Genomic DNA, 21,185 nt, shown 5'->3' on the forward strand with positions numbered 1-21,185 from the left:
GCTATTACGAATACGGGATTGCCCATTGAAATCATCTCGACAGGTCTACCAGATGTCTTCGTTCCTTTAGTAGATGGGTGTTTAGATAGCCTAACGCCTAATTTTGCTGCGATATCTAAGCTAAGCCAAGAGTTCAATACTATCGGCTTCCACGTATTTGAACTCTGTAATGAGAAGTCAACCGTTGCTCAATGCCGAAATTTTGCACCGCTGTATGGCATAAATGAGGAGTCTGCTACAGGCAGTGCGAGTGGGGCTTTAGGTTGTTATCTTGTTAAGCATGGTATCACTGATAGCTTAACGTTCTCTTTAGAGCAAGGACGCGCAATGGGTGCCTTGTCTTTGATTAAAGTTACCATTGACTCTGAACAAAATATCATTCATCGGGTTAGAGTCGGAGGTCAAGCATCGTTAGAAGGAACGAAGAAGATGACAGTAAGCTTATCTCACACCGATGACCTACAACTTAGCGAGACCTGGAATCAATATATTTCGGCGCTTCCCATGTCAACAAGAGCGTAGTACTCAAGTCGTGTTGGGCCATTTTTATTTGTTTAATAACGCTAATTATTTTAAGCGCAGCCCTCTCCCCCTGAATCGTAGCGATGAACATCCTTGATTTGAGAACGCATCAAGTTGAGTCTCGTTTAACTTTTCTAGACAGCAAGTCGTGGTGTTAGAATGGGAGGAATGTTTACTCTAAATTGTTTTGGGGCATTTCTGTGTTACACAAAGCCTGCCTCGCCGTACTATTCAAAACTTAATTGCAGAGAATTGTTTCTGAAGCCGACTGATTGACTAGTACTTCGTAAGCAAATTGACATAGTGTTAACTCATTTTTGGTATCTGAATTCAAACTACCGCTGCACTGTAAATCTTGGAATACATCACATTAAACCGACATTGTTCAACAAGGCTAATCCTCAATGACTAGAGTTAGAGAAGGTCATTTTTACGGACAAATGTATGTTGTTACAGAGGCCAACACCATATGAAGACGAGTCACTGGAAAGCTTTGTGATACGAGTGGCGAACAAGAATGGTTATGACGACGTACACCGCTTTTTAATGGCTATCAAAAGCTTCCTTCTAGATATTGACTATGATGGTTTTCAATCTTTTCCAACCGAAATTGGCCGTATAAATCCCTGCTCATCCAAGAACAATTCCCGTTCACGCACTGAGGCTCTACAGAAGTTAAGCCAGATGACTTTTAATGAGCCGGCAGAACTAATGCAATTAGCCGTTAATCGCAGTTCAGTGAAGTATTCTCCTGGTACCAGTGCACTTATTCGTGGAGCGGAAATTTTCCCTCGATCACTATTGCGAAGCACTTTAGTGCCCATATGTCCTTTGTGCCTGCAAGAAAAAGGTTATGCCTCATACCTATGGCAGCTGGAAGGCTATACTGTTTGCCATGAGCATAAAGTAGCGTTGGTCGCAAAGTGTCTCTGCGGAGCCCCCTATGACTATCTCATTTCAGGGCTTAAAGGTACTTGCGCCGATTGTGGCCAGCCTATTTTGTCTGAAAAAGACAACGTGGAGTCCAATGCCAAGTTGGTTTCATCTTGGTTAAAGGGAGTACCATCCCTTCCTCTCCCTGACCTACCCCAAAGTTACCGATGGGGATTGGTGCATTGGTGGAAGCAAGTATCTTCTACTGAATTCAATGCCCTAAAGTTTGTCGATTTCTGGAACACCTGGCCTGGGTCAATCCATAAGACCACAAACCAAACCATTGATTTTAATTTGGACGACTTCTTCATCTTTACACTTGTGTATCGGTGAATATTCTTGCCCCGAGATTTGGTTAGGTTTCTAGCGGGAAACAAAAACGCTTGCGCTAGGCTAGTAGGCACTTGATGAGTAGAAGGGGGGATGAAATGGTCATAAAATTATGGTTGGGACATTTACCGTAGATGACTACTGAAAATATGTCCCAAACCAGCGAGCTTTACTCTTTACCGAAAACGTTGTTTTCCTGCTCGAGCACCCGGATGAATGTCGTGCGCTTGGTGAGCTCACGCAGGGCTGACGCGCCTACGTAGGTGCAGGTTGAACGTACGCCACCCAGGATATCTTCAATGGTGTAGTGAACACTGCCACGGAAAGGTATCAATACCGTTTTACCTTCGGCAGCACGGTACTTGGCCACACCACCGGCGTGTTTGTCCATCGCGCTCTTGGAAGACATACCATAGAACTTCATGTACATCTGGCCATCTTGTTCTACTAGCTCACCGCCAGCTTCTTCATGGCCAGCCAGCATGCCTCCCAGCATGACAAAATCAGCGCCGCCGCCAAATGCTTTGGCAACGTCACCGGCACAGGTACAGCCGCCATCACCGACAATCCGGCCACCCAGGCCGTGGGCAGCATCCGCACATTCAATGATGGCAGAAAGCTGAGGATAGCCCACACCGGTTTTTACCCGGGTGGTACACACAGAGCCTGGGCCAATACCCACTTTAACGATATCAGCACCGGCCAGGATAAGCTCTTCCACCATATCGCCGGTCACAACGTTACCGGCTGTGATCACTTTATCCGGGAATTGCTGGCGAACTTGTTGGACATAGTCCACCAGGTGTTCAGAGTAACCGTTGGCGATATCGATGCAGATAAATATCAGTTCATCGCTCATCGCCATAATATCGATGGTTTTCTGGAAATCATCGGGAGAGGTACCGGTGGAAACCATCACGTGTTGCAGAGTATCCGCTTTAGCATTGGTTACGAACTCTGCCCACTGCTGCACGTTGTAGTGTTTGTGTACGGCGGTAAGTACGCCGTGTTCCGCCAGGGCTGTCGCCATGTCAAAGCTACCGACTGAGTCCATATTGGCAGCGATTACCGGCACGCCTGACCATTGACGGCCACTGTGTTTGAATGTAAACTCGCGGGTTAAATTTACTTGAGAGCGGCTTTTCAGCGTTGACCGCTTAGGTCGAAACAGAACGTCTTTAAAACCTAACTTGAGTTCTTGTTCGATACGCATGTGCATTTTCCTTAATCTGATGTGGTAAGTGTCACTGTTACAGCGTAGTCAACCCGTTGGCAGACGAGTTGGCTGTTTATCGGACACAAAAAAACCGGAGCGTTGGCAGACGCTCCGGTTTTCAGCATTATAGGCAGTGAATCAGTTCTGGCAAGCCTGTTTTTAATAAAACTTACACTTTGTCACAGAGCGGTATCAGGCTTAATCCTATAAATCCTTTAAATTCATCATGTTAATTAAATCAATGGATTAACGAATCTGTCTGTTCGTTTGGTAATCTACTCATTTAACAGCCTACGTAACGGTTGCGCCAGATCGCTGGCAATTAATCCCTTTTCTCCCGATTCTGCTGCAAGATCAGCCGCCTGGCTGTGCAGTAGTGTGCCCCATTGCGCTGCCTGACTGAGCGGTAATCCCTGGGCGATAAGGGAGGTTATTACCCCGGTCAGCACATCACCCATTCCACCGCTTGCCATGCCGGGATTTCCGGCCAGACACACGTAACTTTGCTTGCCATCGCAGACGATTGTTCCGGCTCCTTTGAGTACCACGACCCCGCCAAATTTGGCTTGCAACTCTCTGGTTGCGAGATAACGATCAGCCTCCACCTCGGCTGCACTGCAGTTCAGTAACCGGGCGGCTTCACCGGGGTGTGGGGTGATCACGCGTTTCTGGTCAACATTGGGTTTGTTTGCCAGCATGATTAAAGCATCGGCGTCAAACACCTTGTAAATATCGCTGTCTGAAACTTGTTGGTAGAGCTGCTGGGCCGTTTCGGACTGCCCCAACCCCGGGCCGATGCCAATGGCATTAGCCCAGTTAAATCTTTGCTTCACCAGCGGTGTATTGGCCCAGGATGCCACCATAACTTCGGGTGTGCGGGCCAACAGGGGGGAGCAATTTTCCGGATGAGTTAAGGCAGCAGTCAGCCCCGCTCCGGTGCGCAAACATGCTTCGGAGGCCAGCATCAACGCCCCGCCCATGCCACTGCCGCCACCAATCAACAGCGCCCGGCCATGACTGCCTTTGTGGCTCACTCGATTGCGGCTGACGGCATAACGCTCCAGCTTGGTTAAACTGATGACTGGCGCCTGGTTGTGTTTGTTGAACGCCTCACAGACGCCCAAGCCGTCAAAATGCAGCTGGCCGACAAACTGACGTGCCTGTCCCGTCACCAGGCCTTGCTTGAGGCCAATGAAACTGACAGTGTGATCCGCAGCAACCACAGCGCCCAGGTTACTGCCGGTATCTGCACACAGCCCCGAAGGGACATCAATTGCGATCACCGGCAACCGTGACTGGTTGAGGGTTTCAATCAACCGCACCATATCAGGCCGCACCTCACCAGCCAGACCGGTTCCGAGCAAGCCGTCGACAATAATGTCCTGCTCGATTACTTGTGCTTCCGGTGACTGTATCGTTCCGCCCAGATCCAGATAGGCCTGCATGGCGGTTTTCGCATCCCCCTTGACATTATCAAGGCTGCCCTGGTGCCAAAGCGTTACCTGATAACCGGATTTGAGCGCCAGCGCTGCAACAATATAACCGTCGCCACCATTATTACCGCCACCACAGCAGACCAGTAACCTGCGCGCAGTGGGATAACGACTAAGCTGGTGAAACACGGCCTGCCCAGCCCGTTCCATCAGGCTATACATGGTGACGCCCGAATCGGCGGCGGCAACAAGTTCACCCTGTTTAACTTGCTGGGCAGTATAAAAGTAATAGGCGGTCATAGCTGTTTCCGTTCAGACTGAAGGCTAACAGTAATTAAAGCACTAATTTTCCGACATTTTAAGCGAGATTAACGCCTCTGCAGTGACATCCTGAACCGACAGAAACAGAGAGTTAACTTCGCCGGACGGCGTTCTCATCGGGTTGAGGGTGATATTCTGATACATAAATTCGGCCTGTTGCGTCACTGGCCGCACATTGCGACAGTGAAACAGGTAAGGCTTTTGCTGCCAGTTAATGAAGCTGCGACAACCCAGGTCGAAAACCGGTTTGGTTTTCATCGTAAACCAGGCGGGTGGAATTTCAGGAAACAGCTCGAAAAGTGACTGGCCGATAGCCTGGCTGGCCTGAATACCGCTATGGTGAGTCATAAATCCGTTCCAGACTTGCACCTGGTACTGACGATCAACCACGATCAAGCCGAGATCAACGTTTTGAACCATGTCGACCATCCAGTGGAAATGGTCAAATTCGGCGGGAAGATTCAGCATTACAAGTCCTCCATCAAATAGCTCAGCTTGCTGTCCAGCAACGGCAGAGACTCATCAACCAGCATCAGCAGTAAATCACACCGAATCGAACTGTCCGCTATAGTGTAGCTGACTTCAAAGGTCATCATTTTGGCAAAACTGCCTTTGGTGGACTCTAGCACCGACTCAACCGCAATATGTTGACCAAGCAGGACTGGTGGGCTTTGGAAAAACCGCACTTCCGCCTGCTCGCCTAAGCCATTGAGAAAGGCTCCAACCAGGATATTGGCCACATCCAGCAGCAGTTCGGACTCATCTAACGGTTCGCTATCGGCTGGCAGTTTCATTAACCGGTTCAGGTCTGCGACACTGCTGTCACTCAGTAATACTAGTGCTTCACCGGCAATCCCTTCACCGTTAAAGCCCTGACAAACACCGGACACGCGCTCATTATCGACCAAATCGCGCAGCGCCATATGCAATTCACCCAGTTCCAAGATATTCACATTTGGCAACGGCAGGTTAACGAACACATCAAAGTGACGGGCGAGTGCATCAGCTGCCCGGCCGATAGATATGTTGGCCACTTCCAAATAGATGTCGCGTCGTTTCACCTCTGGCAGGCTGGCTGCTGTTGAATCCGCTAAGTCAGATTGCGACTGCCGGGGCAGAAAGGTATTTAACAGCTGATTGAGCTGAGTCTGATCGATCGGTTTCTGGATAAACGCCTTGGCACCCAGCGCCATCACCTTCTGCTTTGCCTGAGGCTGAACATCACCGGAAACCACGATGACAGGAGTGTTGATGCCACGCTTCGCCATTTGTTCCAGAGTACCGTAGCCATCCAGCTCAGGCATGGTTAAATCCAGAAACAACAGGTCAAACGGCTGCTGAGCAAACCTTTCCAGCGCCTGATTGCCATGCTCGGCAAACTGGATATCCACATTCAATGTTGAGGGCAATGAACGCGCCAACTGCTTGCGGGCTAAGGAGGAATCATCACAGATCAGAATAGAATTAGACATAGCGCAACCTAGCAAGCGGGTGAACAAGGAATATCCGTATAGTGTACAGGATTAATTCCAAAACTGCCTGTAAGTTATTGACAAATTGAACGATAAGGCTAACTAAAGACAAAAATAAAGCCTTCCGATGGAAGGCTTTGCGATGCGGTGTTATTTGGTCATCTGAATCAATGAACGGCCAATCAACCACTCCAGCTCTTTGTCACTGGTGTGACCAAACTGCTGTCGAGTAATAGAGTACAGGCGTTCTATCGATTTGATCGACAGATCGTGCGCGCGGGCGGAAGTGACAATATGGTGAAAAAGCAAACGCAGAATCGCTAGAAACTCACTATTCGCGAGGGCTTTTTCCCAACTTGACGCAAAACCGCTTAATTCGTTGTCAAAATCCAAGTGCTCAACGAACATATTGTAAATACGTTCATCTAACGCAGACGTAAAGTCTGTTTTCTTGGGGAAGTGGTGGCTAATGCCAGTTCGTGAAATACCGGTTTGCTGGCTCAATGTGGTGTAGGACATTTTGTCATACCCGAGGCGAAGCAACTGGTCTACAACGGCATCCATAATGGTCTGAATGGTAATTTCAGTATCTTCTTTACTACGCTTTGGCATGTTGAAGCTCTTCTAAATCTAAGTCCGTCTCACTCAATAAAATTGAGTCGTCCGAGAATCATTCATGTCGGGGCCAAGTTAGTAAACGAGCCGTTATGATACAATTCGCTGACGAATTACACCTTTCTAGAGTGTCTCGCTAAAGAACTTGTCTCAAACATGACACAACACTTAACAATCCATCACGCAGATGATGAATGACTCGCCGCTTATCTTGGTCTAATAAGGCTTCCGATAATGGTATAAATCACACCGGCAAGCAACATAGCGGAGTCAACTACTACAAAAGAATGACATTTGTTGACTGAATTGTTTGAACTATATCACACATAAATATACGGGATAGCATTCATTAAGTCAGTAAAAGCATCAAATGGCATATCATACGATAACAAATGGTACAATAGACGCTATAGAAGTGTGATTACACCCAGCTTTTTTATGGATACTAATTTATCTAACAGTTACACTAAATGAAGTTAATTAAGGGGACGTAAGATGGACCAAAATAAGTTAGAAGATGTGGTGTGCGAAGCGTGTGGATTCGCCGGAGAAATGGGGTTTATCATCAAAGAAGGTGATGACGTGGCAGAAGTCACGGTGTTCGCGCCTAACGGTGAACTACTGCAGCAAGAGTTCGATAAATATGTCGAGCTGGCCAAGCAAGTCAGCAGTGAAGTTCAATATGAAGTGACTCCCGTAAACCCGGACAGCACGGAACTTAAAGGCCGTTTTAAATTCGAAGTCAGCGCTGAAAAAATGATCTTTGAACTGAAAACCCGTTCACTGGTCCGCTAACCGTTTAGCCAGTCGGCATCGGTATTTATCAGTCGAAACAAAGCGAGCGATTAGGCTCGCTTTTGTATCCCATTTCTTTTGTGAACCCGTTCTTATGTGATCTTCGCGGCGACCATCTGGCAATTAAATTGACCTGACTCACGACCAGATTGATACTGTTGAAAACCATCAGGTATACCCGAATGATAAAAAACCTACTGATTGTTCTCACGCTATTTTCCGCCATCAGCCAGGCTCAACCGTTGGATCAGTATAAGATCCTCAACCACCTGGACAACTACGGCAACCTTGACCTACGCAATAAGCCATATACATCGTTGCCAGACAGCTTAGTCGTCAAAGGCAACCTGAATATGGCTAAAACTCCGATCACAAGACTACCCAATGGGCTGGATGTGCAAGGCAGTTTGGACGCTTCCAATAGCCAGCTCACTATTATTCCGCGTGGTACCAAGATCAAAGGCTTCGCCAATTTACTCGGTGCACCAATAGGCCAGTGGCCAGCCGGAATTAAAGTAGGCGGCTACATCAACCTGACCGATACCCAGATTGCCAGCCTGCCGCCTCAGTTCAGAGTGAGCGGTGACTTGAGCGTAGTACGAACGCCGCTCGCAGAGTTACCGGAAGGGATTGTGGTGGAAGGCGATCTGTTTATCGGCGGCTCGAACATCCACCAGTTTCCAGACACCATGACAGTCAACGGCAATATTTTTCTCGGCGGCAATGCGATTTCGAAATGGCCGACTAATCTGACTTTAGGTGGTGCGGTTGCCCGCTAACCACCAAACTTGCCGTTAACTTATTGATGTGACTTATATATTAAAAAAGGATGCCCACCAGCATCCTTTTTTACGTCCATCAGCGGGATTCGCTTACGGATGATTTCTAACCGGATTGGCGTAGCTGGCCAGCAGATACTCCTGAGCCCCATCAGGTAGCGCGGAAAGCTTGGCATCTAGCTTGGCTTTCACCTTCTGATCGATATCGGCAGTCTCACCCGCCGCCAGTCGATTAATTGGGAACAGCTTATAGTTTGCGTGGATCTGACGATCAATTTCAGCTGCCAGTTGTTCAGGGGTTTCAAAATCCTGTTCGATCACATCACCAAACGCGACGTGAACACGACCTTTTTCACCAACTATCCCCTGGATGATGCTATCAATGTCTTCAAACTCGCTCTTTTCGTAACAACCGTGAGTAGCTTTTTCGTACAGTTCTTTCGCTTTAGCCAGATCACACGGGTCGTTCTCGTAAGAGATCGCCACCGGAACAATTTTCAAAGACTTGATGTAGTCAGGAAAAGCGATTTTCTGTCTGCGCCCTTCGACGTGAAACATTTTCAAGATGGCCGGATCGGTGAAATCGTTGCCGTCTTTCGCCCGCCCCTCTTTCTGGGCAATCCAGATCGAATGACCTTCATCCAGAGAGTGCTTGATATAGCCGGATAAGGTACCGAGTGATTTCATCATCTCGCGTGGGGCTTTGACTGAGCGCTTAACGATAAAACTCTTATTGAGCTTCATTAACTCAGTGGCGCAAGGCTTTTTCAACAGGTTGTCACCGATGGCGATACGCACCGTCTGGTGTTGGCTTTCAAACAAGCCATAATTGACCAACGCGGGATCCATCGCGATATCGCGGTGGTTGGAAACAAACAGGTAAGCAGTAGCTTTATCAAGCTTATCCAACCCGGAGTAGCTTACGCCATCGGTTGTGGCTTCCAGTGCCGATTCAAGGTACTTCTTCACTTCGGCCTGAATGGCGTTCACTGAATTCAGTTTGGACCACTTATATTTCAGGTAAACACGTACCAAAGGGGCCATCAAGGCTTTAAACCAACCGGCATGGTTGGAGAAGCGATATTGCAGGATCGCATTGATGAACTCTTCATCGTGGATCAAACGGTTAAGGGCGGCCGGAATTTCATCGTCGTTGTACGGACGTATTTCTTTATAAGGGTCGTTGTTCGAAGTCATTGTTCACTACATCAAAATAAAAGCTGGCCTATTCTACGCATACTCGAAGTTCAGCGCATTATGCACACTCAACATTTCAGCAGGTCAGACCACATTGTAAATTGGCTTTTTACCACAGAAAAGGTACCCTTAGCGACCTTAAATCGATGAGGTCCAGCATGCATTACGCGATCCAGCATCAAGTTAACGTTTTTCCCTATCTGTCTATCTCGCCGCGGAAACGGGTATTTAAGTACTCTTTGATCCGGGTTATGGAGGGTATGATGTTGTTTCGGTTGGGAAAAACCGAATATGCAGTTGAGCCGGGGCAGGCTGTGTGGATTCCGTTTGACTGTCTCTGCTCGGTGACCCGATTTCCGGGCAGCAAAATGCAAACGGTTGAGATCTCATCCAGAGTGAGTACCCCACTTCCCCATCAGGCCGGTTTTGTTGAACTGGACACACTGAGCCTGGCTTTAATGGATAAACTTGCTTCGCTCGCGGGCAGTGACAGCCAAAACCAGCCAGGCATCTGCACGCAAACGCCAAGTTACCAACATGATCTGCTGAAAGTACTGCAGGCTGAGGTCAGTCAGTTTACTCCGGCACTGGCGCAGAGCCATTTGACCAAGGTAATTAATCGCTGGTCTGCAGGCCAGAGTGATGACTCACTTAACCGCGAGCAGCTGCTGGTATTGACCATGCGCGAGGCCATCAAACGCATGCAGTCCGGCCAGCGCGAGTCTGACGTTATCGCCGCCCTGTTCAATGGCCAGCAACAAGAGTATCAGCTACTAAAGCAGCTGATACTCGGCTAATTACCAAATACCACTTAGCGCACACTAGCCATTCACCAGCATCAAACTGGACAGGCCAGCTACCGACAGAGTGACTTGTTCGTCCTTGGGCCGGTAACGCTGGCCGGAAATCAGATCAACCACTGGCTGAGTCAGTAGCAATTCAACCGTCTGTTCGCGCTGGGATTTGTTGATTACCACCACCCCTAGCAGCGTTTCAGTTTCAGCCTCGTAACGGCCCAGCACCAGCAGATCGTCGCCCGCTTCGATGGTCTTCATCGCCAAACCGTGCATTCGGTTATGAAATTCCAGCCGTGCCGTCATTCGAGGATCGCGCCAACTGCTTAACCAACGCGGCTGCTTCTTCTGATCCTGGATACCACTGGTGTCTAAGTCGGTATAGATCAAAGGCACACCACCATCGCGACCGAGAATATAGCTGTAAGCCAGCCATTCCAACGCTTCGTCCATAACCAGATCGCGGAACACATCATTGTTCGGAATATCATGGGTGATGGCAAAAGTGATCGCCCGCTGATGCGACAGCGCCTGACCGAAGCAGTATGGGTCAACCAGTGTTTTCAGGCTGCCTTGCGGCTGCAGGGCATCAAACAGGGTCTGAAACAGCGGAAAGTCATAGGCGCCGAGCTCGGTGTTTTCCAGGTAAGGTTGCAGGAATAGCTCGTACTCGGCTTTGCTCGAGCCACCATCGGTGATGATTTCACCAAAAATATGCACATCCCGAGTGATGTCATCACTCCAGACTTTTTTCAGGTGTTCCAGGGTCATGTGCTTGGCGGCGTCAATTCGGAAGCCTTTCACCCCGAGTTTTTTTAGCGCGGTCAGATAAGCGCGCTGCGCGGCCACGACATGGTCATTATCCCGCAATGTCGGTAAACCGGGATCAGCCTGACCACCGGTAATGCGGCCATTCTGGACCTGCCACTTATCTTGCCAGTCCTGTATACCAAACGCCTCGACAAAATCCTGCTCGGTAAACAGCGGCTTACTCAGATCACCGAATAAACGGATAGACTGGTAGTACTCTTTATCATGGCGGTACTGCTGCAGATCATCGGCGCTGGGATAATTCAGATCGCTGCGGCTCGATGATTCGTTGGCCATGTGATTAAACACCACATCGGCATAAACACTAATATCGTACAGGGCCAGCTGAGCCAGCATCTGCTTGAAATCCTGAGTATCACCTAACTGATTATCGATAATCCGATAATCCTGAGGCTGATAGCGCTGCCACCACTGGGTGCCCTGATTGCGCTTGAGAGATTTCATCGGTGGTGATACCAGCACCGATTTGTAGCCCGCCTGATGAATTTCACCCGCCCGCTCTGCGATCATCGCATAAGGCCAGTCAAACGTATGTAGAATGACGTCAGTGTGATTTGAATGCGTCATACTGCTTTTCCTATTCCATTATGGCAATGGGGGAAGCCCCCGACTTTGCTTATTATAGAAACTGCTGTTAAGAATCATTCCCCCCTGTTGACCTTTCTCCCTGTAGTAGCTTTGGGGCGTAGAGAGGTCGGATCTGGATTAAGAAGGTATGAACCGGTGATGACGGACAGGCAAGCTATACTGTTAGAAAGACTATGATTTATAACAGGTGCCTGATGATCAACATTCGAATCGACATCGTCTCCGACGTGGTATGCCCGTGGTGTATTATAGGTTATAAACGCCTGGAACAAGCGCTGGACCAGCTGGATGGTCAGGTCAATGCGATCATCCAGTGGCACCCGTTTGAGCTCAATCCCGCCATCGGGGCTGAGGGGCAAAACCTGCGTGAACATCTGGCGGAAAAGTATGGCACCAGTGTTCAGGCCAGCGCCGCAGCGCGGGATTCCATCACTCAGCTCGGCAAAGAAGTGAACTTCCAGTTCAACTTTCACGATCAGATGCGCATCTACAATACCCGTCATGCCCACCAGCTACTGATGTGGTCTTCAACGCTGGGATTGCAGCTGGCACTGAATATGGCGTTATTTAAAGCCTACTTTACCGAGGGCAAGGATATCAGCGATGATCAGGTGCTGTTGGATATTGCCGATAAGGTCGGACTAAATCGCACTCATGCTCAACTGGTGATTGACGATACCAACTGGACAGATGCCGTCGCCTCAACCGAGCAGCAGTGGCTGGATGCCGGGATCAATGCCGTACCGGCCATCATCATCAATCGCAAGCATTTGATTTCCGGAGCGCAGACCGTTGATGTGCTCACCAACGCGCTGCGACAGATGGTCGATATGGATGCCAAGTAAGCCTTTGCGAAACCGGGAAGCTTAGCGCAGAAACCCGGCCCACAACTTTTGTCCGGCGTGCAATACACCGAGCACCAGCAATCCGGCGACTAAACCAATCAGACCGTTGATTAAGATAGCAGCCACAGACTGAAGCAGACTGTGCCCGGCTGTGGCATCCAGCACTGGTTCAATCAAATGATGTACTGCTGCCACATTGTGAACTACGATGCCCCCGCCAACCAAAAACATCGCTGCCGTCCCCACCAATGTCAGCCCTTTCATCAGCTTGGGAGCAAAATTGATCAGCGCACGTCCCAGATTTGATTCGGTTTGCCGCTGGCGGGCCCGCTCTTCAAGGTAAAAGCCGATGTCATCCAGTTTCACAATCGCCGCCACCAGGCCATAGACGCCAATCGTCATCAGCACCGCAATCAGGCTGACCACGATGATCTGGGTGGTGGTTGACTGTCCCTGTACCGTACCGAGCGCAATAACGATGATTTCGGCCGACAGAATAAAATCGGTCCGTATCGCCCCGGCTATTTTCTTGGCTTCATACTCCGGCATCGTCAGTTGCGTCAGCGACTGCTGTTTGTCTTCTTCCTCATCGGTATACAATAGCTTTTCCAGCACCTTTTCTGCCCCTTCAAAACAGAGAAACAGGCCGCCAACCAGCAACAGCGGAACAATCAGCCACGGAATAAAGGCACTGATCAGCAAAGCACCCGGCACCAGGATCAATTTGTTGCGAAATGAACCTTTCGCCACCGCCCAAACCACCGGCAACTCCCGTTCTGCCGCCACACCGGATACCTGCTGGGCGTTTAAGGCCAGATCATCCCCCAGTACCCCGGCGGTTTTTTTTGCGGCCACCTTGGACATCACAGCCACGTCATCCAGGATAGTGGCAATATCATCCAATAAGGTGAGTAAACTCGCTCCAGCCATAATAAGCCTGCCCTTGCACTAATTCGTTGTAAGCCTTTGTAACACCAATAATAACCGAAGAACAGCAATCCCGCCTGATCAGAATGTCCCGCGACCAAGATTGAACTGCCGGGCGAGTCCGATTAAGCTGAGCCGCTAACCATCACGATAATAAAAGGACTGAGATGAGTCGTTATCCTATTGGCCAGCCCGGCCAGCCTTGGGGCGAAAAAGAGCGCTTAGCCTGGCGCGAAAGCCGTCAGATTCAACGTAGTTACCAAGAGCAAGTCGTTACCAAAATTCAATCACTTGGTGATCGCTTCACCATCAGTCAGTATGGAGCACTCTCTTACGATCCTGAACGCTTTCCCCTCTACTGTCTGAAAAGCCCGCAATGGCAGGATGATAAGCCCACAGTATTGATTACCGGCGGCGTACACGGCTACGAAACCAGTGGTGTGCACGGAGCCCTGGCTTTTGCCAAGCAGCACGCTGAACAGTACAGTCAGCATTTCAATTTCGTGATTGCTCCCTGCGTCAGCCCGTGGGGGTACGAAATCATAAACCGCTGGAATCCCAACGCGGTTGATCCAAACCGTTCGTTTTACGCCGACACACCGTCCGAGGAAGCCGCGCAACTGATGGCGATGGTGGCCGAATTGCCCCAACCGGTGCTGGTGCATTTTGATCTGCACGAAACCACAGACAGTGATGAAAGCGAGTTCCGCCCGGCTCTGGCCGCGCGTGACGGCGTGCCATTTGAGCCCGGCACCATTCCGGATGGTTTTTACACTGTGGGGGACAGCGAAAATCCTGTCGCTGATTTCCAGACTGCTGTGATCGCTTCGGTGCGCAGGGTGACTCACATTGCCCCGGCGGATGAAAAAGGTGAGATTATCGGTTCACCGGTGGTGCAGGACGGGGTGATCAACTACCCGATGAAACAGCTGGGGCTGTGTGGCGGAATGACCGACTGCCAGTTTGGCACCACTACTGAAGTGTACCCGGACAGCCCGAAAGTAACCGACGAGGAGTGCAATCAGGCCCAGGTAGCGGCCATCATCGGCGGACTGGACTATGTGCTGAGTCAGCTATAACAGCTTGTTCTTATACTGCTCCGGGGTTTGCCCGGAGTATTTTTTAAACATGGCGATAAACGGACTGGCCTGATTGTAGCCCAGAGTTAACGCCACCTCTTTAACCGAGTGACCATTTCTCAGCAGATCCATTGAATACAGGTAGCGCACGCGCAGTCGCCACTCGGTGAAACTCATACCTAATTCTGTCTGGCAGTGTCTGGCCAGAGTCCGCTCGGTAGTATGCACCCGCTCTGCCCACTCGTTCAGCGAAGTATTGTCAGTGGGATTTTCTTCCACCGCCGCCAGTATCACCGCCAGATATTTGTTATCAGTAGAGGGTAAAAAGTGGTGCTGGGTGTCCCGGGTGGCCAGCTGATCCAGCAGCACCTGCACCAGGCGTCTGTCCTGCTCTGACTGGGCCACATTGATCCCGCGGCGACGGAAATCTTCCACAATGGCCGACACGATGGGCGTCACCTTGATCAGACTGGTATGGTCCGGAAAGGCCGCGGTCAGTTGTTGGGCAATATTGAGCGAGCAGTAAGAGATCGGCTTGCGGTTATAACTGCAGTGGCGCACGCCAGCTGGCACCCAGATCGCCAGGTGCGGCGGGGCCAGAAAGCGGGTTCCTTCGGCTTCCATTTCCAGAATCCCACCGCTGATCAACTGCACCTGTCCCCACGCGTGGCTGTGGGTTCGCGTTTCAGTGTTGGACAAAAATGCCTCAAAGTTCATAAAGACATCGGACGGCGCGGTGTCTATCGACAGCGACGGATGGATATGGCGGGCCTGCTTTCTCAAACTTGTCTTCCTGCAACGCTGAATGTCTGATTAACGATACTTGTAATCATAACGACCTGTCACACTAGAATCCATCACACAAAACGCGATGGGGTTCACATGATTTATCTACTGCCGATAGTGACAGTCTTTCTCTGGGGCGGCAACACCATCGTCAATAAACTGGCATCCACTGCCATAGAGCCGAGCGCGATGAGTTTTTACCGCTGGTTTGTGGCGATGCTGATATTCACCCCGTTTTGTTTGCCCAGGGTTATTCGGCGCTGGGCCAGTATACGCCCTTACCTGGGTAAAATTGCCCTGCTGAGCTTGCTGGGAATGGTACTGAATCAGTCACTCGGTTATTACGCCGGACTGACCACTACCGCCTCGAACATGGCCTTGATCACTTCGCTGGTGCCTTTGATGAGCGTGCTGCTGAGCGTACCTTTGCTGGGCAAGCGGTTGTCGCTGCTGAGTGTTGGCGGAGCACTGCTGTCGTTACTCGGTCTGGCGTATATGCTGGGTGCCGGTGACGTGCTGTTCTTCACCCGCAGGGCCGTCAGCCCCGGCGATGCAATGATGTTGCTATCAGCACTGAGTTACGCCGCTTATTGTGTGCTGCTTAAGCGCTGGACGGTACCGTTTGATAACGCCAGTTTTATCTATATGCAGGGCATGCTCGCGGTGTTAATGCTGACGCCACTCTGGCTGAGCAGTGAGCAACTGCTGCCGTCACAACAGGCGCTGCCGCTGATAGCCTATGCGGCTATTGCGGCTTCGATTGTTGCGCCGCTGCTGTGGGTAAAATCAATTGCCCGCCTGGGAGCGGACTCCAGTGCAATGTTTATGAACCTGCTGCCGGTGATCACCGTTACGCTGGCCGTGCTGCTGCTGGATGAGACCCTGCATGATTACCACCTGCTGGGCGGTGCGCTGGTACTGGCTGGGGTCAGCCTGGCTCAAATCAAAGTCAGGCGACCAGCAAACAGCCGGGTGTCGCAGTTAAGCAGTTAATAAACCATTAAAAACTAAGTCCCGCTCAGGCGGGACTTAGTTTTAACTGTTGACCGGGTTTTGCTCACCTAAAGCGAAGCTTACAGGCTAACTACTTCCAGATCGGTTCTCGGTATGCAGCAGCAGGCCAGCACTACACCTTGCTTACGCTCGTCGGCTTTTAATCCTGGCACGTCCGGTTGATGAACATCCCCCTGCTCAACCCGCACCTTGCAGGTACCGCACAGACCCGCCCGACAGCTGTGGATTATCTCCAGTCCGGCGTCCTCGGCCTGCTCCAGCAATGTCTGCTGATTGTTACCTTCGATTTGGCGACCATCAATACTCAGTTGCACTGATTTTTCCGGCTCGTTGACCGCAGTGGCAACGCCAAACGATTCCTGATGATACTGCGAGTCTGCCAGACCCATTTTACTCATCAGGTTGCGGGCTTTAGCCATAAACCCGTCTGGGCCACAGACGAATACCTGCCGCTGAGTCAGGTTGGGCAGCTGTTTAAGATGGGAAAGCGACAGCCGACCTTTTTGTCCCTGCCACTGGTCATCGGAATTAGACAGCGCAATGATCACCTCCAGACCCGGATGTTGCTGATGCAATTGCTCCAGCTCCTGACGGTAGGGAATGTCTTCCCGGCTGCGGCACTGATGATAAAAAATCACATCCTGCAGTTGCTGGTGATCTGCCAGATACCGGAGCATCGACAACATCGGTGTGACGCCACTGCCCGCTGAAAGCAACAGCAACGGCTGGTGCTGGTGCGCTCCGATGTGGAAATGGCCATCCGGAGTCTGACTGGAGAGCACGTCACCAACCTGAAAATGGTCCAGCAACCAGTTGGACACTTTGCCAGCCGACAACCGTTTCACCGAGATAGCCAGCCGTCCCGGGCGAGATGGGCTGGATGAGAGCGAGTAATAGCGGCTTGCTACTTTGCCATCTATTTCCACTTCTATCGGCAGATGCTGTCCAGGCAAGTAATGTGGGATCTCACCGTGACAGGGTTCTAACCAGAAGGTAACAAAATCCCGCGCAATCTCTTCACGCTCAACGCAGGTCAGGGTCTGTTTGAGCGGTGAATTGTCGGCGTAAAACTCTTTGTCTTTATATTCAATAACTTCAACAGGGGCACCGCGATGAATCATTCCCTCGTTGAGGGCAACCAGATTCTGGCCGAAAAATACCCCGCCCCGCTCATTGGCGCGAAACAGGGATAAGGTGGCTAGCGGCTCCTGGCTGGCACGGAACTGACCCTGCTGCACATCCACCGTCGTCAGAATGCATCGCTCGCACGGTTTGACCAGCTCAAACTCCACTTCACCGATGCGGATGCGCTTCCAGCTGTCCTCGATAAACGGCTCGTCACCGGACACGACCAGGTTGGTGCGGAACTGATCCATCGAATGTTGCTCCGGACTGCGCCGGTTCAGCTCAGCCAGAGAGGCTTCACTGATCAACAGCAGTGGGTAGCCGTCAGCGAAACTGACGTTGTGACCAAACTTTTCCCTCACCCGCTGAGACTGTTCGCCGCAGTAGAGTAATTGCACCGGAAAATTGAGAATAGCACTGAACCAGTCATTGGCCTCTGCCGTGGTGGTTAAGGCACTGAATTTGTCGTTCCAGACCTGAGCCGGAGCTGGCTTTCGTTCCAGATCGGCGTATTTTACCGTCAGCGAAGGCTGGCCAGGGGCTGAAAACCGCACTCCGTCAGCCAGCAGGCATGAACGGATCGTGACCATCTGCGGATACTTGCGTGCGGTCACCATGCCGCCTTTTGCGGTGGCCAGCATAAAGCGACGGTCAAAACTCAGCCCCTGCTTTTCTACCCACGCCGTAGAGAGTGAAATACCGGCAACGGATTTCACCGGATAGACGTTAATTTGCGACACGTTAGACCCTGACATGCTCTCTTCCTTGCATATGAACAACTTAGCAGATCATAAACTAATCCGCTTACATTGGCTAACCGCGTTAATGTCTGAAAAAGGGGGTGAAATATCAGGCTATTTCCTCTATCATCCAGTCGCCTGAAAGCAAGCGTTTGCGTGGCCCGCAGCGCTGCCGGTCAGGCGGTTTCGGTTAACTAACTCAAGGTGGGAGTACTCAATGACAACACTTACGATCACGCGTCCGGATGACTGGCATGTTCACTTACGCGATGGCGACGTACTGACGGATACCGTGCGTGATATCAGCCGTTACAATGGCCGCGCGCTGATTATGCCTAATACGGTCCCGCCCGTTACTACCACTGAGTTAGCACTGGCTTACCGCGAACGCATCATGGCAGCAAAGCCTGCGGCGCAGTTTGAGCCACTGATGTCGCTGTATCTGACCGACAACACCAGTGTTGAAGAAATTAAGAAGGCGAAAGCCTCCGGTAAAATCGTTGCCGCCAAGCTGTACCCTGCAGGGGCCACCACCAATTCTGATTCCGGCGTAACCTCGGCGGAGAAAATTTACCCGGTACTGCAAGCGATGCAACAAGAAGGCATGCTGCTGCTGGTTCATGGCGAAGTAACCACCAACGACGTGGATATTTTCGACCGTGAAAAAGCTTTTCTGGACAATGTACTGGCGCCAATTGTACGTGACTTCCCTGAATTGAAAGTGGTGCTGGAACACATCACCACCGCCGATGCCGCCGAATTTGTCCGCCAGGCCGGCGACAACGTCGCAGCCACCATTACCGCCCACCATTTGATGTATAACCGAAATCATATGTTGGTTGGTGGCATCAAACCACACTTCTACTGCCTGCCAATTTTGAAACGCAATACCCACCAGCAGGCATTAATTGAAGCCGCCACCAGCGGCAGTAAAAAATTCTTCCTGGGTACCGATTCAGCGCCACATGCCAAGGACCAAAAGGAGTCCGCTTGCGGCTGCGCCGGGTCTTATACCGCTCATGCGGCATTGGAACTGTATGCGGAAGTGTTTGAACAAGAGGGTAAACTGGACCAGCTGGAAGCATTTGCCAGCCATAACGGTCCCGATTTTTACGGTTTGCCGCGCAACCGCGACAGCGTCACACTGGTCAAACAGGAGTGGACGGTACCTGCTAGCATGCCATTTGGCCAGGATATCGTGGTGCCGATCAAAGCCAATGAAACGATCGGTTGGCAAGTGAAATAATCCAACGCCGCACATCGGCTGTTTGATATAGCAGATAAAAAAGCGCCACTATTTCAGTGGCGCTTTTTTGTTTGTCTGGTGATGTTTAACTGGTTACTTTTTTCACCAATTATCGACCCACATTGTTAATGGATCGGCGCATCTGTTTTGGCATAAAACTGGCCGAAATAATGTTCCAGAATTTCCGGCGTCAATTTACCTTCAGCTTCCAGCTTTTTCAGTTCTGCGGCGATGGCTTGTTGGTCTTCCAACGAAGGCAAAGCCACTTCTGGCTGCTGCTCTGCTTCTTCAGACATTAACTCCAGCTCTTTTTCAAAATCACTCATACTTACACTTACCCAAATACAAAATACTGGCTCAAGTGTAACCAGTTCGGCGGCAAACTTCTAGCAAGTCACCAGATGCATATCTGGTAGTAGTGCATCGCTCGGAATAGGTGATGTCTATCACATCATATTATGCAGTCCCGGTTTGTTACTGGCTTTCAACCGGTATCGTGCTAGCGTAGCGGTCTGCTGCAAGCAGCGCTGAGCCAGCTGGTGAAAAACTCACCAAGCGTTTGGTTTGTATAAAAAATATGGAACTAATTTTGACGATGTCCAACTAATAAGAAAAAGTTCGGAGAGTGGTATTGATGAACCTAACAGCACTGCATCAACTGCAACAACACCTCAACGGCCAGATCATCGGCCAGCCTGAACTGGTCAAACAATTGTTAATCGCCTTGTTGGCCGATGGTCATATTCTGGTAGAAGGTCCACCAGGGCTGGCAAAAACCCGCGCAGTGAAAACATTATCCGACTGTATTGAAGGGGAGTTTCACCGGATCCAGTTTACCCCGGATCTGCTGCCGGCAGACTTGACCGGGACCGATATTTTCCGTCCGGAAACGGCAGAGTTCTATTTTCAACCGGGGCCTATTTTTAACGAGCTGATCCTGGCCGATGAAATTAACCGCGCACCGGCCAAAGTCCAGGCGGCGATGCTGGAAGCAATGGCTGAGAAACAGATCACCGCAGGACGTACCACTTACCATTTACCCGACCTGTTTCTGGTCATGGCCACGCAAAACCCGATTGAACAGGAAGGAACCTATCCGCTGCCTGAAGCGCAGTTGGACCGCTTCCTGCTCCATCTAAACGTCAATTATCCGGACGCCGAAAGCGAGCTGGCAATCCTGCGTCTGAACCGAGGAGAAGTCAAAGGCGAAACGCCTTCTGACCTGCCCCACCTGAGCCAGGAGGACATTTTTGCCGCCAGACGCAGCGTACTGGACGTGCATATGGCCGAAACCGTCGAGCAGTATATTATTCGGCTGGTCATGGCCACGCGCCAACCCGACGAGTACGACACCAAGCTGGCCAGCTGGCTGGAAATGGGGGTCAGCCCCCGGGCCAGTATTGCACTCGACCGCTGCGCCCGGGCCCATGCCTGGCTGGACGGTCGCGATTATGTTTCGCCACTGGACGTACAGGCAATGGCTTACCCGGTGCTGCGTCACCGTCTGCTGCTCACTTACCCCGCCCAGGCAGAAGGGATTACCGCCAACCAGGTGATTGACCGTCTGCTCAGCCTGGTCGGTAGTGCCTGATAAGCT

21 protein-coding genes are annotated in these 21,185 nt (G+C 50.8%); 10 read left to right on the plus strand and 11 right to left on the minus strand.

Going from position 1 to position 21,185, the window contains the following annotated elements:
* On the plus strand, nt 1-522 hold a 522-nt coding region (locus tag ACQY6F_RS07845; protein ID WP_428773445.1), incomplete at its 5' end, for a PhzF family phenazine biosynthesis protein.
* Between the two features lie 444 nt (nt 523-966).
* On the plus strand, nt 967-1,788 hold the full coding sequence (locus tag ACQY6F_RS07850) for a TniQ family protein (RefSeq protein ID WP_428773446.1): 822 nt from the start codon (nt 967-969) through the stop codon (nt 1,786-1,788).
* 166 nt (nt 1,789-1,954) lie between these two features.
* On the opposite strand, the gene ACQY6F_RS07855 is transcribed toward ACQY6F_RS07850, so the two are convergent.
* From ACQY6F_RS07855 to ACQY6F_RS07875, 5 genes are all read right to left on the minus strand, one after another.
* Nucleotides 1,955-2,998, minus strand: a complete 1,044-nt coding sequence (locus ACQY6F_RS07855; RefSeq protein ID WP_428773447.1) for a GMP reductase — start codon at nt 2,996-2,998, stop codon at nt 1,955-1,957.
* A 278-nt stretch (nt 2,999-3,276) separates the two neighbouring features.
* A complete protein-coding gene (locus ACQY6F_RS07860) occupies nt 3,277-4,734 on the minus strand; it encodes an NAD(P)H-hydrate dehydratase (protein ID WP_428773448.1) in 1,458 nt (485 codons plus the stop codon).
* A 42-nt stretch (nt 4,735-4,776) separates the two neighbouring features.
* Nucleotides 4,777-5,223 (minus strand): PAS domain-containing protein, encoded by a 447-nt coding sequence (locus ACQY6F_RS07865; RefSeq protein WP_428773450.1) that lies wholly within the window; start codon nt 5,221-5,223, stop codon nt 4,777-4,779.
* A complete protein-coding gene (locus ACQY6F_RS07870) occupies nt 5,223-6,227 on the minus strand; it encodes a response regulator (RefSeq protein ID WP_428773452.1) in 1,005 nt (334 codons plus the stop codon). Before ACQY6F_RS07870 ends, ACQY6F_RS07865 begins: the two co-directional genes overlap by 1 nt.
* 150 nt (nt 6,228-6,377) lie before the next feature.
* On the minus strand, nt 6,378-6,839 hold the full coding sequence (locus tag ACQY6F_RS07875) for a TetR/AcrR family transcriptional regulator (protein ID WP_428773453.1): 462 nt from the start codon (nt 6,837-6,839) through the stop codon (nt 6,378-6,380).
* Nucleotides 6,840-7,337: 498 nt separating this feature from the next.
* Here ACQY6F_RS07875 and ACQY6F_RS07880 point away from each other — a divergent pair, with 498 nt between their 5' ends.
* Entirely contained in the window at nt 7,338-7,637 is a 300-nt protein-coding gene (locus ACQY6F_RS07880; protein WP_428773455.1) for a YfcZ/YiiS family protein, read from the plus strand.
* Between the two features lie 182 nt (nt 7,638-7,819).
* Nucleotides 7,820-8,416, plus strand: a complete 597-nt coding sequence (locus ACQY6F_RS07885) for a hypothetical protein (RefSeq protein ID WP_428773456.1) — start codon at nt 7,820-7,822, stop codon at nt 8,414-8,416.
* A gap of 93 nt (nt 8,417-8,509) precedes the next feature.
* On the opposite strand, the gene ACQY6F_RS07890 is transcribed toward ACQY6F_RS07885, so the two are convergent.
* Nucleotides 8,510-9,613: a 1-acyl-sn-glycerol-3-phosphate acyltransferase gene (locus tag ACQY6F_RS07890; RefSeq protein ID WP_428773458.1), complete on the minus strand. Its 1,104-nt coding sequence runs from the start codon at nt 9,611-9,613 to the stop codon at nt 8,510-8,512.
* 158 nt (nt 9,614-9,771) lie between these two features.
* On the opposite strand from ACQY6F_RS07890, the gene ACQY6F_RS07895 reads away from it, so the two are divergent.
* Complete coding sequence (locus ACQY6F_RS07895; protein ID WP_428773460.1) at nt 9,772-10,410, plus strand: AraC family transcriptional regulator; 639 nt, start codon at nt 9,772-9,774, stop codon at nt 10,408-10,410.
* A 24-nt stretch (nt 10,411-10,434) separates the two neighbouring features.
* Here ACQY6F_RS07895 and ACQY6F_RS07900 read toward each other — a convergent pair whose 3' ends face one another.
* Nucleotides 10,435-11,805 (minus strand): alpha-amylase family protein, encoded by a 1,371-nt coding sequence (locus ACQY6F_RS07900; RefSeq protein WP_428773461.1) that lies wholly within the window; start codon nt 11,803-11,805, stop codon nt 10,435-10,437.
* A 215-nt stretch (nt 11,806-12,020) separates the two neighbouring features.
* Between ACQY6F_RS07900 and ACQY6F_RS07905 the strand changes: the two genes are divergently transcribed.
* Nucleotides 12,021-12,671, plus strand: coding sequence for a DsbA family oxidoreductase (locus ACQY6F_RS07905; RefSeq protein ID WP_428773463.1), 651 nt, complete (start codon nt 12,021-12,023; stop codon nt 12,669-12,671).
* 21 nt (nt 12,672-12,692) lie between these two features.
* Here the strand turns inward: ACQY6F_RS07905 and ACQY6F_RS07910 are convergent, their stop codons facing one another.
* Nucleotides 12,693-13,601 carry a DUF808 domain-containing protein gene (locus ACQY6F_RS07910; protein ID WP_428773464.1) on the minus strand — a complete coding sequence of 303 codons (909 nt, stop codon included), beginning with the start codon at nt 13,599-13,601 and terminating at the stop codon, nt 12,693-12,695.
* 164 nt (nt 13,602-13,765) lie between these two features.
* On the opposite strand from ACQY6F_RS07910, the gene ACQY6F_RS07915 reads away from it, so the two are divergent.
* Entirely contained in the window at nt 13,766-14,677 is a 912-nt protein-coding gene (locus ACQY6F_RS07915; RefSeq protein ID WP_428773465.1) for a M14 family metallopeptidase, read from the plus strand.
* Here ACQY6F_RS07915 and ACQY6F_RS07920 read toward each other — a convergent pair.
* The gene (locus tag ACQY6F_RS07920; RefSeq protein ID WP_428773466.1) at nt 14,672-15,460 is read right to left on the minus strand and encodes an AraC family transcriptional regulator; all 789 of its coding nucleotides are present in this window, start codon (nt 15,458-15,460) and stop codon (nt 14,672-14,674) included. The genes ACQY6F_RS07915 and ACQY6F_RS07920 overlap by 6 nt on opposite strands.
* Nucleotides 15,461-15,559: 99 nt before the next feature.
* Between ACQY6F_RS07920 and ACQY6F_RS07925 the strand changes: the two genes are divergently transcribed.
* A complete protein-coding gene (locus ACQY6F_RS07925) occupies nt 15,560-16,456 on the plus strand; it encodes a DMT family transporter (protein ID WP_428773468.1) in 897 nt (298 codons plus the stop codon).
* Between the two features lie 80 nt (nt 16,457-16,536).
* On the opposite strand, the gene ACQY6F_RS07930 is transcribed toward ACQY6F_RS07925, so the two are convergent.
* The gene (locus ACQY6F_RS07930) at nt 16,537-18,357 is read right to left on the minus strand and encodes an MOSC N-terminal beta barrel domain-containing protein (protein ID WP_428773469.1); all 1,821 of its coding nucleotides are present in this window, start codon (nt 18,355-18,357) and stop codon (nt 16,537-16,539) included.
* Nucleotides 18,358-18,559: 202 nt separating this feature from the next.
* Here ACQY6F_RS07930 and pyrC point away from each other — a divergent pair, with 202 nt between their 5' ends.
* The gene (gene pyrC, locus ACQY6F_RS07935) at nt 18,560-19,588 is read left to right on the plus strand and encodes a dihydroorotase (protein ID WP_428773470.1); all 1,029 of its coding nucleotides are present in this window, start codon (nt 18,560-18,562) and stop codon (nt 19,586-19,588) included.
* A 125-nt stretch (nt 19,589-19,713) separates the two neighbouring features.
* On the opposite strand, the gene ACQY6F_RS07940 is transcribed toward pyrC, so the two are convergent.
* Nucleotides 19,714-19,914 carry a restriction endonuclease subunit S gene (locus ACQY6F_RS07940; RefSeq protein ID WP_428773472.1) on the minus strand — a complete coding sequence of 67 codons (201 nt, stop codon included), beginning with the start codon at nt 19,912-19,914 and terminating at the stop codon, nt 19,714-19,716.
* 308 nt (nt 19,915-20,222) lie between these two features.
* Between ACQY6F_RS07940 and ACQY6F_RS07945 the strand changes: the two genes are divergently transcribed.
* Nucleotides 20,223-21,179 (plus strand): AAA family ATPase, encoded by a 957-nt coding sequence (locus ACQY6F_RS07945; RefSeq protein WP_428773474.1) that lies wholly within the window; start codon nt 20,223-20,225, stop codon nt 21,177-21,179.
* Nucleotides 21,180-21,185 lie beyond the last annotated feature (6 nt).

Origin of the sequence: Vibrio sp., from assembly GCF_050299255.1 — a bacterium.
Taxonomy (GTDB): domain Bacteria; phylum Pseudomonadota; class Gammaproteobacteria; order Enterobacterales; family Vibrionaceae; genus Vibrio.

Coding starts and splice junctions, on each gene's coding strand:
- ACQY6F_RS07890 (WP_428773458.1), bottom strand. CDS start 9,613: ATGACTTCGAACAACGACCCTTATAAAGAAATACGTCCGTACAACGAC.
- ACQY6F_RS07940 (WP_428773472.1), bottom strand. CDS start 19,914: ATGAGTGATTTTGAAAAAGAGCTGGAGTTAATGTCTGAAGAAGCAGAG.
- ACQY6F_RS07870 (WP_428773452.1), bottom strand. CDS start 6,227: ATGTCTAATTCTATTCTGATCTGTGATGATTCCTCCTTAGCCCGCAAG.
- ACQY6F_RS07860 (WP_428773448.1), bottom strand. CDS start 4,734: ATGACCGCCTATTACTTTTATACTGCCCAGCAAGTTAAACAGGGTGAA.
- ACQY6F_RS07910 (WP_428773464.1), bottom strand. CDS start 13,601: ATGGCTGGAGCGAGTTTACTCACCTTATTGGATGATATTGCCACTATC.
- ACQY6F_RS07880 (WP_428773455.1), top strand. CDS start 7,338: ATGGACCAAAATAAGTTAGAAGATGTGGTGTGCGAAGCGTGTGGATTC.
- ACQY6F_RS07895 (WP_428773460.1), top strand. CDS start 9,772: ATGCATTACGCGATCCAGCATCAAGTTAACGTTTTTCCCTATCTGTCT.
- pyrC (WP_428773470.1), top strand. CDS start 18,560: ATGACAACACTTACGATCACGCGTCCGGATGACTGGCATGTTCACTTA.
- ACQY6F_RS07945 (WP_428773474.1), top strand. CDS start 20,223: ATGAACCTAACAGCACTGCATCAACTGCAACAACACCTCAACGGCCAG.
- ACQY6F_RS07875 (WP_428773453.1), bottom strand. CDS start 6,839: ATGCCAAAGCGTAGTAAAGAAGATACTGAAATTACCATTCAGACCATT.
- ACQY6F_RS07915 (WP_428773465.1), top strand. CDS start 13,766: ATGAGTCGTTATCCTATTGGCCAGCCCGGCCAGCCTTGGGGCGAAAAA.
- ACQY6F_RS07925 (WP_428773468.1), top strand. CDS start 15,560: ATGATTTATCTACTGCCGATAGTGACAGTCTTTCTCTGGGGCGGCAAC.
- ACQY6F_RS07855 (WP_428773447.1), bottom strand. CDS start 2,998: ATGCGTATCGAACAAGAACTCAAGTTAGGTTTTAAAGACGTTCTGTTT.
- ACQY6F_RS07865 (WP_428773450.1), bottom strand. CDS start 5,223: ATGCTGAATCTTCCCGCCGAATTTGACCATTTCCACTGGATGGTCGAC.
- ACQY6F_RS07930 (WP_428773469.1), bottom strand. CDS start 18,357: ATGTCAGGGTCTAACGTGTCGCAAATTAACGTCTATCCGGTGAAATCC.
- ACQY6F_RS07900 (WP_428773461.1), bottom strand. CDS start 11,805: ATGACGCATTCAAATCACACTGACGTCATTCTACATACGTTTGACTGG.
- ACQY6F_RS07905 (WP_428773463.1), top strand. CDS start 12,021: ATGATCAACATTCGAATCGACATCGTCTCCGACGTGGTATGCCCGTGG.
- ACQY6F_RS07850 (WP_428773446.1), top strand. CDS start 967: ATGTTGTTACAGAGGCCAACACCATATGAAGACGAGTCACTGGAAAGC.
- ACQY6F_RS07885 (WP_428773456.1), top strand. CDS start 7,820: ATGATAAAAAACCTACTGATTGTTCTCACGCTATTTTCCGCCATCAGC.